At 59.4% G+C, this 16,883-nt stretch carries 15 protein-coding genes; 9 read left to right on the forward strand and 6 right to left on the reverse strand.

All coding sequences use genetic code 11. From position 1 onward, the window contains the following. Positions 1-12: 12 nt before the first annotated feature. From choW to QO002_RS16955, 4 genes are all read left to right on the forward strand, one after another. The gene (gene choW, locus QO002_RS16940; RefSeq protein ID WP_307231750.1) at positions 13-888 is read left to right on the forward strand and encodes a choline ABC transporter permease subunit; all 876 of its coding nucleotides are present in this window, start codon (positions 13-15) and stop codon (positions 886-888) included. Beyond that, positions 885-1,931 carry a choline ABC transporter ATP-binding protein gene (gene choV / locus QO002_RS16945; RefSeq protein ID WP_307231752.1) on the forward strand — a complete coding sequence of 349 codons (1,047 nt, stop codon included), beginning with the start codon at positions 885-887 and terminating at the stop codon, positions 1,929-1,931. Before choW ends, choV begins: the two co-directional genes overlap by 4 nt. A gap of 103 nt (positions 1,932-2,034) precedes the next feature. Continuing rightward, positions 2,035-2,778, forward strand: coding sequence for a HugZ family pyridoxamine 5'-phosphate oxidase (locus QO002_RS16950; RefSeq protein WP_307231754.1), 744 nt, complete (start codon positions 2,035-2,037; stop codon positions 2,776-2,778). A gap of 119 nt (positions 2,779-2,897) precedes the next feature. Beyond that, the gene (locus QO002_RS16955; RefSeq protein WP_307231756.1) at positions 2,898-3,236 is read left to right on the forward strand and encodes an ArsR/SmtB family transcription factor; all 339 of its coding nucleotides are present in this window, start codon (positions 2,898-2,900) and stop codon (positions 3,234-3,236) included. A 494-nt stretch (positions 3,237-3,730) separates the two neighbouring features. Here QO002_RS16955 and QO002_RS16960 read toward each other — a convergent pair whose 3' ends face one another. Continuing rightward, positions 3,731-6,028 carry a glycoside hydrolase family 9 protein gene (locus QO002_RS16960; RefSeq protein WP_307231758.1) on the reverse strand — a complete coding sequence of 766 codons (2,298 nt, stop codon included), beginning with the start codon at positions 6,026-6,028 and terminating at the stop codon, positions 3,731-3,733. Positions 6,029-6,368: 340 nt separating this feature from the next. Here QO002_RS16960 and ade point away from each other — a divergent pair, with 340 nt between their 5' ends. The 3 genes from ade to QO002_RS31125 are packed head-to-tail and all read left to right on the forward strand — an operon-like array spanning position 6,369 to position 8,578. Continuing rightward, positions 6,369-8,066, forward strand: coding sequence for an adenine deaminase (ade, locus tag QO002_RS16965; RefSeq protein ID WP_307231760.1), 1,698 nt, complete (start codon positions 6,369-6,371; stop codon positions 8,064-8,066). 60 nt (positions 8,067-8,126) lie between these two features. Continuing rightward, a complete protein-coding gene (locus QO002_RS16970; RefSeq protein ID WP_307231762.1) occupies positions 8,127-8,327 on the forward strand; it encodes a hypothetical protein in 201 nt (66 codons plus the stop codon). Next, positions 8,324-8,578 carry a ParE family toxin-like protein gene (locus tag QO002_RS31125; RefSeq protein ID WP_442417764.1) on the forward strand — a complete coding sequence of 85 codons (255 nt, stop codon included), beginning with the start codon at positions 8,324-8,326 and terminating at the stop codon, positions 8,576-8,578. Before QO002_RS16970 ends, QO002_RS31125 begins: the two co-directional genes overlap by 4 nt. Here QO002_RS31125 and bglA read toward each other — a convergent pair. Continuing rightward, on the reverse strand, positions 8,570-10,219 hold the full coding sequence (bglA, locus tag QO002_RS16975) for a beta-galactosidase BglA (RefSeq protein ID WP_307231764.1): 1,650 nt from the start codon (positions 10,217-10,219) through the stop codon (positions 8,570-8,572). The two genes, QO002_RS31125 and bglA, sit on opposite strands and share 9 nt — an antisense overlap. Positions 10,220-10,488: 269 nt before the next feature. On the opposite strand from bglA, the gene QO002_RS16980 reads away from it, so the two are divergent. Further along, complete coding sequence (locus tag QO002_RS16980) at positions 10,489-11,406, forward strand: sugar kinase (RefSeq protein WP_307231766.1); 918 nt, start codon at positions 10,489-10,491, stop codon at positions 11,404-11,406. A 13-nt stretch (positions 11,407-11,419) separates the two neighbouring features. Here QO002_RS16980 and der read toward each other — a convergent pair whose 3' ends face one another. The 3 genes from der to QO002_RS16995 all read right to left on the reverse strand — a co-directional run bounded on the left by der (position 11,420) and on the right by QO002_RS16995 (position 14,244). Further along, positions 11,420-12,853, reverse strand: coding sequence for a ribosome biogenesis GTPase Der (der, locus tag QO002_RS16985; protein WP_307231768.1), 1,434 nt, complete (start codon positions 12,851-12,853; stop codon positions 11,420-11,422). Positions 12,854-12,882: 29 nt separating this feature from the next. Next, positions 12,883-13,554 carry a tetratricopeptide repeat protein gene (locus QO002_RS16990; RefSeq protein ID WP_307231770.1) on the reverse strand — a complete coding sequence of 224 codons (672 nt, stop codon included), beginning with the start codon at positions 13,552-13,554 and terminating at the stop codon, positions 12,883-12,885. Positions 13,555-13,656: 102 nt separating this feature from the next. Next, on the reverse strand, positions 13,657-14,244 hold the full coding sequence (locus QO002_RS16995) for an NnrU family protein (RefSeq protein ID WP_307231772.1): 588 nt from the start codon (positions 14,242-14,244) through the stop codon (positions 13,657-13,659). A 172-nt stretch (positions 14,245-14,416) separates the two neighbouring features. Here QO002_RS16995 and QO002_RS17000 point away from each other — a divergent pair, with 172 nt between their 5' ends. Then, positions 14,417-15,421 carry a polysaccharide deacetylase family protein gene (locus QO002_RS17000; RefSeq protein ID WP_307231774.1) on the forward strand — a complete coding sequence of 335 codons (1,005 nt, stop codon included), beginning with the start codon at positions 14,417-14,419 and terminating at the stop codon, positions 15,419-15,421. 26 nt (positions 15,422-15,447) lie between these two features. Here QO002_RS17000 and bacA read toward each other — a convergent pair whose 3' ends face one another. After that, positions 15,448-16,716 carry a bacteroid development protein BacA gene (gene bacA, locus QO002_RS17005; RefSeq protein ID WP_307231776.1) on the reverse strand — a complete coding sequence of 423 codons (1,269 nt, stop codon included), beginning with the start codon at positions 16,714-16,716 and terminating at the stop codon, positions 15,448-15,450. Positions 16,717-16,883: the final 167 nt, after the last annotated feature.

Raw genomic sequence — 16,883 nt, forward strand, 5'->3', positions numbered from 1 at the left:
GGGTTTCAATTCGTGGATTGGCTGACAACTACCAAGATTCCAATTGGTCCCTGGGCCAAAGCCGTCGTCGATTGGCTGACAACCAACGGTGAAGGCGTGTTCGACTTCCTGAAAGTCGTGCTGCAGGCCGGCATCAATGCCGTGCTGTTCGTGTTGCAAGGCCCCTATCTCACCAGCCCCGGCGGCAAGCTGGGATACGCCCTTGCGATGATCCTGCTGATTACCTGCCTCGCCTGGTATTTCCGCCGCTCCATCGGCGTCACGTTGTTTACCTTCTTCGGGCTGCTGCTGATCGTTAACCAGGGCTTCTGGAAGGAAACGACTGAAACGCTGGCGCTGGTGCTCGCCGCAACCGGGGTCAGCATGCTGGTCGGCGTACCGCTCGGCATCGCCGCTGCGCGGCGGCCCTGGTTCTATGCGATATTGCGGCCTGCACTCGACCTGATGCAGACGATCCCCACCTTCGTCTACCTCATTCCGGCGCTGATCTTGTTTGGCCTTGGCATGGTTCCGGGCCTGATCGCAACGGTGATCTTCGCCATTCCCGCACCAATCCGCCTGACGCGTCTCGGCATCATCTCCACGCCGCCATCGCTCGTGGAAGCAGCAGTGTCCTTCGGTGCGACGCCCTCGCAGGTCTTGCGCAAGATCGAACTTCCCTTTGCCATGCCGCAGATCATGGCGGGTCTTACCCAGACCATCATGTTGTCGCTGTCGATGGTGGTGATTGCGGCACTGGTGGGTGCCAAGGGCCTCGGCGTGCCGGTCGTGCGCGCACTCAACACCGTCAACATCTCGATGGGCTTCGAAGCCGGCCTCTGCATCGTCATTCTCGCGATCATTCTCGATCGTCTTTTCCGGTCTTCCGATGAAGGAGAAGGCGCATGAGCGACGCGGTCGTATTCAAGAATGTCGACATCGTCTTCGGCAACAGGCCTGAAACCGCTCTGGCCATGGTCGATCAGGGCAAGACCCGCGACGAGATCGGCGCTGCGACTGGCCTCGTGCTGGGCGTGGCAGATGCCTCATTGACCATCCATGAGGGCGAAATTCTCGTGCTCATGGGCCTTTCCGGTTCCGGCAAATCCACGCTTCTGCGTGCGGTGAACGGCCTTGCCCCCGTCGTGCGCGGCAGCGTCGAGGTCAGGACCGGCAATGGTTCGCTCAACCCCTACAAGACGACGACAAAGGCCCTGCGCGATTTTCGCATGCACACCGTCTCCATGGTGTTCCAGCAGTTCGCACTGCTTCCTTGGCGAACCGTCGCCGACAATGTCGGTTTCGGTCTCGAGCTTGCCGGTGTGCCGGAAGCTGAGCTGAAGACGCGCGTCGCCGAGCAGCTGGAGCTGGTAAACCTCACGAAATGGGCCGGTCGGCAAGTGAAGGAACTTTCGGGCGGCATGCAGCAGCGCGTCGGCCTAGCCCGTGCTTTTGCCACCGGCGCACCGATCCTGCTGATGGACGAGCCCTTCTCCGCGCTCGATCCGCTGATCCGCACCCGCCTGCAGGACGAACTTCTTGAGTTCCAGCGCCGCCTGAAGAAGACCATCCTCTTCGTCAGCCACGATCTGGATGAGGCCTTCCGCATCGGCAACCGCATCGCCATCATGGAAGGCGGACGCATCATCCAGTGCGGCACGCCGCAGGAGATCGTCAAGAACCCGGCCAACCAGTATGTCGCCGATTTCGTCCAGCATATGAACCCGATCACGATGCTGATGGCCATGGACGTGATGCAACCGGGCGTCAGCCGCGATTCCGCCGGCGTCAGTGCTACCGCCAAGCCAACCACGCCGCTTGTCGATATCCTCGACGCCATGGCCCGCCAGCCCGGCAGCATCGGCGTGGTGGACAACGGCGCCATCGTCGGCACCATCAGCGCGCAGAACGTCGTGGAAAGCCTGACGCGGCACAAGAACAGAGACGTGTAGATCAGCGTCGAACCGGCAGGTTCCGACAACAACAATTCTAAGCTAAAACGCACATCGCCCGGAGGTCTCTTCCGGGCGGTGCCGTTTTAGGGAAATGAGGATCATGAACGACAAACCTTCCGTCCTGCGTGAAACCGACGATGAGGCGCGCACGCTTGCCCGGACCCTGCTGCGCTCGGCGCGAAGTGCGGCTCTCGCCGTTCTGGAACCCGGACAAGACGGTTTCCCATTCGTCAGCCGCGCGCTGGTCGGCACTGATATCGATGCGACGCCTGTCATCCTGATCTCGAAGCTTTCGACCCATACGCAGGCGCTGGCCGCCGATAGCCGCTGCTCGCTTCTGGTCGGCGAAATCGGCAAGGGTGATCCGCTGGCCCATGCACGGCTGACCGTGCAATGCCAGGCAGAGAAGGTCGAACGCGACAATCCGCGTCATTTGCAGCTCCGCGAACGCTTTCTCCGCCGTCATCCCAAGGCGCAGCTTTATGTCGATTTTCCCGATTTCGCCTTTTTCCGACTCCCCCCTCTCCGCGCCAGCCTGAACGGTGGATTCGGCCGCGCCTATGTGCTGGAAGGCCATGAACTGATCATCCAATCGCCTGCTATCTACGAGCTTGCCGCCATGGAAGGTCGCGCTATCGGTCATATGAACAGCGATCATGCGGACGCCGCCAGCCGCTATGCGCGAACGTTCTGCAAGGCAACGGAAGACGGATGGCGAATCAGTGGCATCGATGCTGCCGGCCTTGATCTTGCGCTCGCGGACCAGCTGAAACGCCTCGAATTCGACGAACCGCTGCAATCCGCCGCTGAACTGCGCCCGTTGCTCCTCCGGCTTTACGGTTAACTCGTCTCAGCTACCCCTAATTCTCGCACTAGCCCGTTGCCCTTTCATTCATCACGTCTAATTATCTCCCGATTATTAGTATGACTAAAGCGTGATGAAATCCCACATCGGAGTGCGCAATGCCTGAAATTTCCTCTGAAACCCATCAGAAAGCCGAGATCGCCGCCGAGTTTTTGTCCGCGATGGCAAATCCGAAGCGTCTGCTGATTCTCAATTCGCTGATCAAGGAGGAGATGGCTGTCGGCGCATTGGCCGTTCGGGTCGGCCTGAGCCAGTCGGCGCTTTCGCAGCATCTGTCGAAGTTGCGTGCACAAAACCTCGTAACCACAAGGCGCGACGCCCAGACCATCTATTATTCCTGCGCGTCCGAGCAGGTGCTGAAGGTTCTGGATACGCTGAAGGACATTTATCGGAGCGATGAGGAAGACGTTAAGCCGCTCAAGCAGCTTCGCGCTTAAACGCTTCTCAGTTCCGCCCGATTGGCGGGGCAAATATCATATGTAGACGATGCCTTTGGGTCGTCTGCACGCCGCCTCCTGTTGCAGATGAACGGATCAGGTCCCCGGACATCCAACATCAGGCGTTTGTCCTGTCGCGCCCGGATAAACGGATCCGGGCGCGACAGGCAGTGATCACAACCCGGCAGCGACGGCAATATTGCCCTTTATCCGTCACTCACAGGACACACCCGTAATCGCACGACAAGGTTGTGCCTGGCTTGCCTTTGCCTCCACGGAACGCCGGCATGGTGTAGCTGACGACGATCCGATCCCTGGCTCTGCAGGCAGTCCTCCAAAAGCTTCGAAGAAGCTTCACCCTTCAGCAACTGCGGAACTGACCAATCTTCGCTCTGTCGATATCGAAGGCCGCGAAAAGCCCGGGTTCGGCATTGCTATGAGCCTTGTCATATAATGGCCGAACACCAACCTCGTTCACACGGCGACTGTGTTGCTCATAGCGCATCCGCCAGGAACGAGGCCACATAGACGAGCGGCGCATTCCAGTTGATCGCGATCTCATTGCTGCCATAGGCGGCGATATCGTCGACATAGCAGGTCTGTGGCACGCAACCCTGCAAACGGTTGCGGGCAATCTCATCCACCGGTGTGGAGTTGGGCCCACCGGCCAGAGAGCCGACCGGCGGGTTTGGGAAACTTGCGTCGACTTGATGGGCATACCAGCGGCTATGCTGGTTATGGGGCGAGACGCTGCCATAGCCGGTGACATAGGACATGTTCATGGCATTGCGGCCGAGAATGTAATCCATGCTTTCGCGGATACCCTGCAACAGGCCTCGGTCCCCGGAAAGATCGTATCCCGCAGCCATGACAATCATGTTCTGCAGGATCGCGTGGTTTGAGCCCCAGTCATAGCGGCTTTCGGCCGGACGGTAGATCTGGCCGAAAGGTTCCTTTTGCTGCAGCTTGAGGAAGTTGCCGGCCGCGGATACCACGCTCTTGCGGATCATCGACAGATCCTTCTTCGGCAGTTTGTCGCCATAGAGCGCCAGATTGATCCGCCCGAGCGCTGCCGGATTGCGCCAGTGAAAGGCGCCGGCCGGTGAAAAGATCGGACCTGCCCAATAGGGCGAGGCATGAAGCGCCGTCAGATATTTCTTCTCGCCCGTGGAGATGAAAAGCTCGGCGGCGGCCCAATACGTCTCGTCGATGACATCGTCGTCGTCATAGTCGCCACCGCCCTGCAAGCCATCGGACGTCGGCGCGTAGAGAACAGGGTTGGCGGCAGCAGCCAGCCAGGCCTTCTTCGCGGCTGTTAAAAGCTTCTGGGAAAAGTCATCGTCATAGGCGGCAAATAATCGAGCGCCCTGGGCCGCCGTCGCTGCAAAATCCAGCGTCGCGGCAGTGGACGGCCGGTGAAGCGCACGCTCCTGAGCGTCCATATGCGGCAGAAGCGGAAGAACCGTCCACGCGGTATCATGGACCTTGTGATGAACCATGCCGGCAAGCGGCTGCCCATCCGGCACGATCATCTTCAGCAGAAATTCAAGCTCCCAGCGTGCCTCGTCGAGAAGATCGGGCACGCCGTTGCCATTCTCCGGTATCCGCGACAGGCTGTCGCTCAACGCTGCCGAGGCTCCGCCGCCGTAGATCATGCCGCGCTCGAAGGTGCCAAGCAGTTGCGCCGCCGAGATGGCACCGTTGACCGCGTATTTGCCGTTGTCGCCCGCGTCGTACCACCCTCCCGTCACGTCGAGCCGATAGCCGCAGTGCCAATCGCCATACAGCGTTTCGGCCGCCGATCCGCTCAGGCATCCGACATCGCTGTCGCCCTTGTTTTCCTCCTGGTTGATATGGCCGGCAGGCCGCGCATAGGCAGCACCTGCGATGGCGCCATCGATCTCGATGCCGCTGCGCTGTGGATAGAACCAGGAGAGAGCGTCGATCCTGAGCTTGGAATAGACATCGCGGCCGATCGAGAACGAAAAGCTGGTCGCGTCGCCAACGACAATCCGGTAGCCTTCGCCGGCCCTGTGGAAGGCGGAAAAATCAGCGACATGAGTATCGGCCCCGACTGTCGGATCGAAACCCGCAAGCTTTGTCGTGCCCTCTCCCACCGTAGCGCCGGACGCGTCTATGAGTCTGAAATCCAACGGCTTCGCGGACGAGGAAATGATGGTAACCCGCTTGGGACCATCCAGAAAATAACCGGATTGATTGACAAGAGGAGGCAGCACCTCAAGCGGGCTGGGTGTTCCAGACGGCAAAGGGGTGGCCGCCATCGCAGCCGTGGCCGGCTTCGTATCGACCTCCGCCAGCGTCACATCGTCGATGCAGAGATGCCACGGTCCTTGGGCGCCGCCAAGGTGAAAGACAAGCTGCGCCGGCGCCGCCTCCGTGGCGACGAAAATCGTCGAAATGTCTGTCGGGTCTTCGCCGGCGCGGCCATCGATCCGAACCTGGGCCGTCCAGGGTTCGGCGGCCCGCTGCACCAGGATCGGGAAGCGATGCTCCTCGCGGCTTTCGGTCTTTATCTTCAGGCGATAGGTCTTGCCGGGCTTCAAGCTGAGGTCGTTGACGCCCATGAGCCGGTCCCACATCTGCCCGCCCGCAGGAACTGCCGCGCAGAGCTTGCCGTTATCGCGCGAAAGCACGACATCGCCACTTCCCCAGAAGCCATCCTTGGCCTGCTCGAAAGCCCCGTCCACGATAGTTTCTTCCGCGCGCGCTTGCACGAGAAGCAGGCCCAGCACAACAAGGGCCACGCAGGCCACGCCATTTCGCAAGATCATGTCCTGAAGCCGTTTCGGATACGAGCGTCTGCAATCTGCCGCAAACAGGTTAAGCTTCCTCAAAGACACCGTTTTGAAGCTTATCAATTGACCCAAAACAACCGCTCCAGCCGCATACTTGACGCTCCAAGGCACCCTGATAGTTTGCCCAGTAGGTAAAGATTCCCAGCCATTCAGATTGCCCAGAGTTTGTCAGGGAAAGTGGAAACCGGTTTTCCCGAAAAGACAAACGAAAACAAAAGAATCTAGAGGATGCCTGGTTCAATGTGAACCAGGCATCCTCTAAAGCGGATTTTGGAGGGAAAGCTCTCCACGACCGCGATAGAAAAGGAATCCGTCCATGTCCGAACGTCTCGAACGCCTGATTGACCAGGGCACGGGCCGCATACCCGCCGATATCGTTCTTAAAGGCGGGCGTTTCTTCGATCTGGCGACCGGGGAGCTCGTCGCCTCCGACATCGCAATCTGCGGCGACCGGATCGTCGGGACCTATGGTTCCTATCAGGGCGAAACGGAAATCGACATTTCCGGAAAGATCGTCGTTCCCGGCTTCATCGATACGCATCTGCACATCGAATCCTCGCTCGTCACGCCACATGAGTTCGACCGCTGCGTCCTGCCCTATGGCGTGACGACAGTGATCTGCGATCCACACGAAATTGCCAATGTGCTCGGCACCGGGGGCATCCAGTACTTCCTCGATAGCGCCCTCGAAACCATCATGGATATCCGCGTCCAGCTTTCGAGCTGCGTGCCGGCCACGCATCTGGAAACCTCCGGCGCCGACTTGCCCATCGAGAAGCTGCTGCCGTTCCGCGATCATGAAAAGGTCATCGGCCTTGCGGAATTCATGAATTTCCCCGGCGTCATCCACAAGGATCCCGTCTGCCTCGCCAAGCTCGAAGCCTTCCAGGACGGCCATATCGACGGTCACGCGCCGCTGCTGCGCGGCCTTGACCTCAACGGCTACCTCTCCGCCGGCATCCGTACTGACCACGAATGCACGACGGCGGAGGAAGCACTCGAAAAGATCCGTAAGGGCATGCATATCCTCGTGCGCGAGGGCTCGGTATCCAAGGACCTGCATGCGCTGATGCCGATTATCACCGAACGGCTTTCGCCATTCCTTGCGCTCTGCACCGACGACCGCAATCCGCTCGATATCGCCGAGGAAGGTCATCTCGACTATATGATCCGCACGGCAATTGCAGCAGGCGTCGCGCCGCTGGCGGTCTATCGCGCGGCCTCCATCTCGGCCGCCCGCGCCTTCGGCCTCAGGGATCGCGGCCTCGTCGCCCCCGGCTGGCGCGCCGATCTCGTGGTTATCGACAGCCTGGAAAATTGCCGGTCGGAGATGGTCTTCTCGGGTGGACGACGCGTAACAGACGCGCTCTTTGCCACCCGTCGTCCCGTTGCGCCGGTCGGCCTCGACAGCGTGAAGGCCGGCCATGTCAACGCCGCGGCGTTCGGCGTGCCCTATACGGAGGGCGAGACTTCGGTCATCGGCGTGCTACCGGGCAAGATCATCACCGAACATCGCCGCTTCAAGCTGCCCGCCGATGGCAACCAGACGGGCATCGATCTCGGCCGAGATATCATCAAGGTCGCCGTCATCGAGCGACACGGCATCAACGGCAATCATGCCAATGGTTTCGTGCAAGGTTTCGGCCTGAAGACGGGTGCGATCGCCTCGACAGTCGGTCACGACAGCCACAATATCTGCGTCGTCGGCGTCAACGAGGATGACATGGCGCTTGCCGCCAATCGGCTCGGCGAGATCAAGGGCGGCTTCGTCGTCGTCCAGGATGGCAAGGTGACCGGCGAAATCGCGCTGCCCGTCGCAGGATTGATGAGCCTCGAACCCTACGAGAGCGTGCGCGACACACTGCACCATCTGCGGCAAGCCGCCTTCGCGCTGGGAGCAACCCTGCAGGAACCCTTCCTGCAACTCGCCTTCCTGCCGCTGCCCGTCATTCCACATCTCAAGATTTCAGACCGCGGACTGGTGGATGTCGATAAGTTCATGCTGATCGGGTGATACAGTTTCAAGTTGGCTTGCCGGATGGCGCCATTTAAGATGACGTTGAAAGGCTGAACCATGACCAAACTTGAACATATCGAAAAATCCGTGACGGACCTCGCACCCGATGAATTTCAGAAGTTCGCGGCTTGGTTCGAGAGACTTCAGGCAACGCGATGGGACGCCCAAATTCAGGCAGACGCGGAACGCGGTGCTCTGGATAACCTTGCCGATAGCGCCATTTCCGATTTTCGCGCGGGACGGACCCGAAAGCTGTGAGGCATCACGCCACAGATCGTTTCTGGCAGAGCTATGAGACACTTCCCGGCGGAATCCAGGAATTGGCGGATCGCAACTTCGAAAAATTGAAGCAAGATCCCCATCACCCCTCACTCCATCTCAAGAAGGTCGGGCGTTTCTGGTCTGTCCGCGTAGGGAAATCATGGCGAGCCCTCGCGGTGAACGACGGCGAAGATATGATCTGGTTCTGGATCTGCTCCCATACTGATTACGACAAGCTGTTAAAGTGAAAGTTTCCCGCAAAACGCATCCAGCGCATCGAGCGCAACCTCACCATCGTCCACGCGCGCTTCGAAACCCGGCATCGGCAAAAGTTCAACAACCTTTACATCCTTCGGCAACTGCACCGATTGCGGGCCGCGTCGGAGATTGAAAACGAAGAGCAGCCGCTCGCCATCTTTCTCGCGGGTAAAGGCGAGAATATCCTGATTGGTTTCTATAAAGCGCATCGAACCGTCGCGCAGCGCCGGACGTTCCTTCCGGAAAGCAAGCGTCTGGCGGTAATGTGCCAGAACGGAATCTTCCACCTTTTCCTGCGCATCGGCGGCGAGCACTTTGTGTATCTCAGGAACTGGCAGCCAGGGCTTACTCTTGGAGAACCCGGCATTGGCGGATTTGACCTCCCACGGCATCGGCGTTCGGCACCCGTCACGCCCCTTGAAGGATGGCCAGAAGCGAATGCCGTAGGGGTCGCGCAGGTCCTCGAAGGCGAGCTCGGCCTCCGGCAGCGACAGTTCCTCTCCCTGATACAGGCAAATCGAACCCCGCAGCGCCGACAAGACCGTAATCGCAAGCTTTGCCACGCGCTCGCGCTCGTCATCCTTCTCGATGAAACGGCTGATATGGCGGGTGACGTCGTGGTTGGAAAAGGCCCAGCAAACCCACCCATCCGTCACCGCATCCTGAAACGCCGTAACGCAGCGGCGGATATGGGTTGCCGTGAAATCCGGCCCCAGAAGATCGAAGGTGTAGCACATATGCAGCTTGTCGCCGCCGCTCGTATAGGCGGCAACGGTCTTCAGTGATCGTGCACCATCGCCCACCTCACCCACGGAGGCGCGGTCGCCGAACTCGTCGAGCAGCGCCCGGAAGCGCTGAAGGAACCCGACATTCTCCGGCTGGGTCTTGTCGTGGAGATGGTTCTGCATGCCATACGGATTGACGTCGGGCGCATCGAGACCGATCGCCTCTTCGTCATGGACCAGCGGCGGGTTATCCCGCAATTCCTTGTCGTGGAAATAGAAGTTCACGGTATCGAGCCGGAAACCATCGACACCCCGCTCCAGCCAGAAACGTACCGTGTCGAGCAGCGCATCCTGCACATCCGGATTGTGGAAGTTCAGGTCCGGTTGCGAGCCGAGGAAGTTGTGCATGTAATATTGCTTGCGCACGCCGTCCCATTCCCAGGCCGGCCCGCCAAAGATCGATAGCCAGTTATTGGGCGCCGTGCCATCCGGCTTGGGATCGGCCCAGACATACCAGTCAGCCCGGTCGTTCGTCCGGCTTGAACGACTTTCCTTGAACCAGGGATGCTGGTCTGACGTATGCGAGATCACCTGATCGATGATCACTTTCAGGCCAAGATCATGAGCCTTCTTCAGCAGCGCATCGAAATCCTTGAGCGTTCCGAACATCGGATCGACGTCACAGTAATCCGAGACATCATAGCCCATGTCGGCCATCGGTGACGTGAAAAAGGGCGAAAGCCAGATCGCGTCGACGCCGAGGCCTGCAATATAGGACAGCCGTTGCGTGATCCCGTTAAGATCTCCCAGACCATCCCCTGTCGTGTCCTGGAAAGACCGCGGATAGACCTGATAGATGACGGCACCACGCCACCAGTCGGGATCGGACTTAACGGGAGAGGCCATCGGAAGCTCCATGGCTGGAGGAACATGATGACAAGATGTATCGTCCTGATGCAGCGGAGTAAACGGTTCGGGAGCCGGTTTTGTTGCGGTGCAAATTGCGTGTTGGCGGCGAAGTTCCCGTGACAATCTTCCATTGATAATACCCCGCCCCAACCCTGTCCCGCAGGCGGGAAGACCGGATCACCAAGCTTGCCACTCCTCTAGAAATACCCTTGCCTTCTCCCCCTGCTTGCCCCTATCCGGAGATGAGACACTGGAGGAGAATAGAAATGGCGGGCAGCTTGCTTTCGATCGGCGAATGTATGGTGGAACTCATGCAGGCTGAGGGGGATCTGCTGCGCAAGGGTTATGCCGGCGATACCTTCAACACTGCCTATTATGCCCGCCGCTTCCTGCCAAGCGATTGGTCCGTCGATTACCTGACGGCCGTCGGCACCGATACGGTCTCGGAAGACATGCTTGCCTTCATGAAAAAGACCGGCGTCGGTACAAGTGCTATCCGCCGCATCGAGGGTCGCTCGCCTGGCCTCTACATGATCCACCTGAAGGATGGCGAGCGCAGCTTTTCCTATTGGCGTTCGACATCGGCTGCAAAGCTGCTGGCCGACGATGCCGACCATCTGCGCGCGCGTATCGAAACCGCCGACGTCATCGTCTTTTCCGGCATCACCCTTGCCATCTTGGCCCCGGATGGCGTTGAGACCCTGCTATCGGAATTGCGCCGCGCCAGAGCCACAGGCAAGTTCGTCGTCTTCGATCCGAATATCCGCCCTCGCCTATGGGATGATCGCCAGCGTATGCTGGACACCATCTCCGATGGCGCCCGCGCGGCCGGTCTCGTCATGCCGAGCTTCGACGACGAGGCGAGCCATTTCGGAGATGCCGATATCCCGGCAACGATCGCACGATACCGCAGCCTCGGGGTCGAAAACATCGTCGTCAAGGATGGAGCGAACGGCTTAACCCTAAGCTTCGCCGGACAAGAGGACATCTTCGTCCCTGCGGAAAAAGTGGAGAAGATCATCGACACGACCAGCGCCGGCGACAGCTTCAACGGTGCGTTCCTCGCCCACTATGCCATCGACGGAAATGCAAAGTCAGCCGCCGAGTTTGCCGCCAAGGCGGCTGCCGCCGTCATCCAGCATCACGGCGCGCTGATCAGCGCCGACAAGCTGCCGACGCCGTAAGAGACAACGAGATTTACCGCCGCTTCTTCTTGTTTTCGAAGGGATTTTCCGAAGCGCGCAGATGGATGCGGATCGGCACGCCGGGCATGTCGAAATCATTGCGCAGGCCGTTGATCAGATAGCGGATATAGCTTTCCGGCACGGCATCGGGCCGTGTGCAGGAGATCATGAAGCCCGGCGGGCGCGCCTTGACCTGCGTCATGTATTTCAGCTTCAGGCGACGACCTGAGACGGCCGGTGGCGGATGCTGGGTCTGCACGCCATCGAGCCAGCGGTTGAGACGCGCCGTCGAAATACGGCGGTTCCAGACCTTGTCGGTATCGATGATCGACTGCATCAACTTGTCGAGACCGTAGCCTGTCTGGCCAGAAATCGGCACGGCGCGAATACCGCGCGCCTGCGGCAGCAACCGCTCGGTCTTTTCGCGCAGATCGGCAAGAACCGCCTGCGGATCCTCGACCAGATCCCACTTGTTGAAAGCGAGGATAGCGGCGCGCCCTTCGCGGATCACGAGATCGGCGAGCTGCAGGTCCTGCTTTTCAAAGGGGATGGTCGCATCGAAAACGATGACGACGGATTCGGCAAAACGGATCGAGCGCAAACTGTCGGCAACGGAGAGCTTTTCGAGCTTCTCCTGCACACGCGCCTTCTTGCGCATGCCGGCGGTGTCGAACATCTTGATGGTGCGACCGCGCCATTCCCACTCGACGGAAATACTGTCGCGGGTGATGCCGGCCTCGGGGCCAGTCAGCAGCCGGTCTTCGCCGAGGAAGCGGTTGATCAGGGTCGACTTGCCGGCATTCGGTCGGCCGATGATGGCGACGCGCAGCGGCTTTGTCTCGTCATATTCGGGCTCGAAATCCTCGTCGTCCTCGGCACCGGCAAGGGCCGCTTCATCGCGCACATCGACATTCGTCTCGGCTTCATCGACTTCAGGCGGAAACGCACGGTCCTCACCGATCGCAGCGACGATCGCGTCGCGCAGGTCGATCATGCCCTGACCGTGTTCGGCGGAAATCGCGACGGGCTCGCCGAGACCGAGCGTGAAGGCATCGTAGTAGCCCCCGTCCGATCCTTTGGCTTCGGACTTGTTGGCAACCAGCACCACCGGCTTGCCGCGGCGCCGCAGCATCTCGCCCAGCGTCTCATCGGCCGGGGTCAGGCCGTATTTGGCATCGACAACAAACAGCGTGATGTCGGCTTCATCAATGGCTGCTTCTGTCTGCAACCACATGCGGCCCTGAAGGGTTTCAGGCCCCGATTGCTCGAGGCCCGCCGTATCAACGATGGTGAAGCGCAGATCGACGAGCTTGGCGTCGCCCGGACGCCGGTCGCGGGTTACGCCCGGCGTGTCGTCGACAAGCGCCAGCTTCTTTCCGACCAGACGGTTGAAAAGCGTGGACTTGCCGACATTAGGGCGCCCGACGATGGCGACGGTGAAGTTCATCGAAAATTCCTGTTCGTCACGCGCCCCGTTCAGGACGCCTTGCCGCTGGCAGTGATCAGATCGAGCAGCATCTGGGCGCGGTTTGCCAGATTGCGGGGGCTTTGGGCATCATCAGCAATCTGCTGGAACCAGCCTTTTGCCTTGGCCATGTCCCCAGCCTTGTAGGCGGCAAGGCCGAGTGTCTCACGGGCCGAATGACGAAGACCATTCTGCGGCACCGCAAGCAGCTCAACCTCGGCCGAAACCTGCTCGTAGGTGCCGGTATCGACCAGCAGATAAGCGGCGCGGATACGGGCTGCATCGCGCATCGCGGCAGGAACGCTGTTGTCCTTGGCGATATCGGAGAAAACAGCGATGGCGCCAGCAGTATCACCTTTTTGCGCCTGAAGTGTTGCAGCGCGCATGCGAGCCAATACTGGATAGGCGCCGTAACCATCTTTTTCCAGCGTATTGAAGGCCGCCAGTGCTTCATCCGTCTTGTTGGCCTTGGCGAGCGTCAGAGCCGCCAGAAATTCGTCGCCGGACTTCGATGCGGAGCTTTCGCGCCAGTACTCATAGCCGACCTTGCCGATGGTTCCGAGCACAATCAGAACGGCGATGGCGACGATGACGCCGCCGAAACGGGTCCAGACGCTCCGCATCTGATCGGAACGCAGTTCGTCATTGACCTCGCGGATAAAGCTGTCGTCTTGGTTCGCCATTCCTGCTCCGGATAACCGGCCTTCTTATACTAGATGATCGGAAAGATTTTGCGCCTTCTACCCCATTTTGCGGCGGTTGTAAGGGGGGCAGCACGAATTGCCCTATCCCATGACGATCGGCGACACGCCGATCAACAGTTCATGCAGCCGCCAGACGAACAATCCATAGACGATCAGACCGCCAATGACAGCCATGACATCGTAGCCGTAGGAGACGAAAACCGGGTGCGTTATCAATCCGAAGCGCCAGCGGCGCTTCATCGAAATCCTGAGGATCACGCCCCAAGCGAGGAATGTGCCGAACAGCAGAACGGAGTTGGTCTCGCCATTGGCCAAGAGATGGGCCAGCGCCCAGATCTTGATGGCGAGCACGGCCGGATGCTTGGTGGCAACCTTGATCTTACCGGCCGGCAGAAAGGCCGCAACCAGACAGATGCAGGCAAGGATCATCAGCGTCAGCGCGATGTGGCTGAGGAATTTCGGAGGCGTATAAAGAATGCCGCTCGTGGCGCGCGAAGCATCGAAGCCATAGGCGATAAGACAGAGACCAACGAGCGCACAGATGCCATGGATAGCATGCCATGCACCTTTTCCACCCTTGGCGATGACGGCGTCACGCAAGCCCGGCGCGAAACTGCGCACGAGGTGAATGCCGAGAAAAATTACGATACCCAGAACAAGAATTGCCATTGTCGACACCGCTTACATGATTTCATCTGTCGTCCGGCTTAAAGCTATCGCGACTTGATTTCCAGTGCGATCAAAGGATTGCCTCATTCTTGACGCAGGGGTTTCGGCCACCAACCGGCTCGCGCCCCCCCCGACACCCTGCCCCTTTGACGTATTCGTTCCAGGTCATGCCATGCTTCTTCGTTTCGCCATCGCTTCCGTCGCCCTGCTGTCAGCCATGCCGTCCGCCCAGGCAGTGCAGCCACCGCAGCCTGCGACAAACCCCGAGCAGATGGTGATCGTTTCCTTCGATGGCGCGCATGACAACAGGCTTTGGGAAAAGAGCCTGGACATGGGAAAGCGCACCGGCGCGCATTTTACCTATTTCCTCTCCTGCACCTTCCTGATGACGAAGGCCGAAGGCGGTCTCTCCTATCAGGCGCCAGGCCACAAGGCTGCACGCTCGAACGTCGGCTTCGCCCAGTCGCAGGAAGAGATCGCGGCTCGCGCGCGCCACATCTGGCAGGCACATCTTGCCGGCCATGATATCGGCAGCCATGCCTGCGGCCACTTCGACGGCAAGACCTGGAGCAAGGCCGATTGGAGCCGCGAGTTTTCGGCTTTCAACGCAGCCCTTGCCAACGCCTGGACCGCAGCCGGCATTCCAGAGGAAAAACCGCAGGGCTGGGACGACTTTGTCCGCACCGATATCAAGGGGTTCCGTGCGCCTTATCTCTCGACCAGCGACGGCCTGCTGCCGGCGCTGAAGGACGCCGGTTTCGCTTATGATGCGAGCCTTGTGACCAAGGGGCCGGGCATGCCCGCAACATCAGAGGGCATGCCACGCTTCGGCCTGCCGCTTATCCCGGAAGGCCCACAGAAGCGACGGGTGATCGGCATGGATTACAATCTCTTCGTCCGCCACTCCATGGGCGTCGAAAACAAGAAGGACAGCGCCACCTTCGAGGCCCGTGCACTCGACGCCTACCGCAACGCCTTCAATGCCCAATACGACGGCGACCGTATTCCGCTGCAGCTCGGCTTTCACTTCGTCGAGATGAACGGCGGAGCCTACTGGCGCGCGCTCGACCGCTTCCTGACGGAAACTTGCAGCAAGCCGGATGTCGCCTGCGTCAACTATCCGGAAGCCTTGGCAAGGCTCGCAAACGAAAAGAAGGCGGATCGCTCCGCCTTCTGATTGGTCTTTTGTCTGGTATCATCCCGTCAAACGGGCTTGGCATCTTCTTCACTGCGGGTTTCAAGGTATCGCTGCTCAATAGCCGGTAGCGGCTCGTCATAGATCGCCGCTTCAAATGCTTTGAGACGTTTATAAATCGACAGCAACTCGACAATCGTTGTCCACGAATTGACCAGATACTGGAACGATTCCCGCACCTGCCCGAATACATTCTGAATCTGGCTCATTACACCCAGCGTCAGCTTGCCCGCGACAATCGACGGCACAAGAACGAAAGTGCCGAACAGATTGTCCGCCTGCAGATAGAAGATGCGGGCGACGTTGAAATACATGTAGTGGAAGTAAAGGCGAAAATAGTTACGCCGGACATTGGCAAAAAGCTGCGCCACGGTGATCGGATCTGCACGATCGTCGTGATCTTCGCCGTAGACGAGTTCCTTACGATAGGCCGCCTCGACGCGCTGATTGCGAAACTCGAGGCCCGGCAGCTTGATACCGACCAGCGCCAGGAACACCGTGCCAAACAGCGACCAGCAGATCGCCGCCCAGACCAGGGCATGCGGCACCACGCCGATGACGGGCAATTCCGTGACCGTCGTGGAGAATTTGAAGAGCACCGGCAAAAACGCAATCAACGTCATGATCGAGCTCACAAGGTTGACGCCGAGGCTTTCGACCGTGGACGAGAAGCGCATCGTATCTTCCTGAACACGCTGGGAAGCACCTTCGATGTGGCGCAGCTTCGGCCAATGCGACATGTAGAATTCGTTCATCGCCGTGCGCCAGCGGAAGATGTAGTGGCTGACGAAGAACAGATTGAGCACGCCGACGGTGATCGCGACAAAGGCAATGCCCGCAAAGCCGGTCATGCCCCAATAGAGATCGGCGGCCGTCGGTATCGGCGCCTGGCGCGCCAAAGCGCGCTGGATCATGTCATAGAACGGTCCGTACCAGGCGTTGATCGCCACGCTCACCTGAACAGAGAAATAGGTGTTGAAAACAACCAGCGCGGAACCGAGCACCGACCATCCTTGCCAGCGATGCGGACTGTAGGTGAACCAGAAGGCGGAAAACAACCCGGCCATCAACATGTAATAGATATAGAACCAGAGAAACGGCGGGGTCCAAAAGACGGATACGCCGACAACCGGGTCCGTACCTTCCGGCAAAGGCGGAAGCCCGACAAGCGCGCCGAAATCGCGTGCCCCCCCGTACCAAACGAATACTGCAAGCAACGTCCAGATAATAACGGATAGGAAGAAAAGCTTGGGCTTGGGAAAAAAGGAAATGAACAAGACAGTCCGACTTTCGCTGGTGGCGGGCGAAGCACCCGCTTTCTCGAAGCGGGAAACTAGGGCAAAAGCCTTTGTCTGCCAATCACAAGCGCGGAACGTTACCGTTATTTAATCGAACGCTTTTGCGGTGCTGACGAAGACGCCATCGCGGCTGAAATGCGCCGTCC

It is taken from the genome of Pararhizobium capsulatum DSM 1112, assembly GCF_030814475.1.
Lineage (GTDB): Bacteria > Pseudomonadota > Alphaproteobacteria > Rhizobiales > Rhizobiaceae > Pararhizobium > Pararhizobium capsulatum.

Coding starts and splice junctions, on each gene's coding strand:
- bglA (WP_307231764.1), bottom strand. CDS start 10,219: ATGGCCTCTCCCGTTAAGTCCGATCCCGACTGGTGGCGTGGTGCCGTC.
- QO002_RS16995 (WP_307231772.1), bottom strand. CDS start 14,244: ATGGCAATTCTTGTTCTGGGTATCGTAATTTTTCTCGGCATTCACCTC.
- QO002_RS16990 (WP_307231770.1), bottom strand. CDS start 13,554: ATGGCGAACCAAGACGACAGCTTTATCCGCGAGGTCAATGACGAACTG.
- QO002_RS16955 (WP_307231756.1), top strand. CDS start 2,898: ATGCCTGAAATTTCCTCTGAAACCCATCAGAAAGCCGAGATCGCCGCC.
- choV (WP_307231752.1), top strand. CDS start 885: ATGAGCGACGCGGTCGTATTCAAGAATGTCGACATCGTCTTCGGCAAC.
- QO002_RS16950 (WP_307231754.1), top strand. CDS start 2,035: ATGAACGACAAACCTTCCGTCCTGCGTGAAACCGACGATGAGGCGCGC.
- QO002_RS17000 (WP_307231774.1), top strand. CDS start 14,417: ATGCTTCTTCGTTTCGCCATCGCTTCCGTCGCCCTGCTGTCAGCCATG.
- QO002_RS16970 (WP_307231762.1), top strand. CDS start 8,127: ATGACCAAACTTGAACATATCGAAAAATCCGTGACGGACCTCGCACCC.
- ade (WP_307231760.1), top strand. CDS start 6,369: ATGTCCGAACGTCTCGAACGCCTGATTGACCAGGGCACGGGCCGCATA.
- der (WP_307231768.1), bottom strand. CDS start 12,853: ATGAACTTCACCGTCGCCATCGTCGGGCGCCCTAATGTCGGCAAGTCC.
- QO002_RS16960 (WP_307231758.1), bottom strand. CDS start 6,028: ATGATCTTGCGAAATGGCGTGGCCTGCGTGGCCCTTGTTGTGCTGGGC.
- QO002_RS16980 (WP_307231766.1), top strand. CDS start 10,489: ATGGCGGGCAGCTTGCTTTCGATCGGCGAATGTATGGTGGAACTCATG.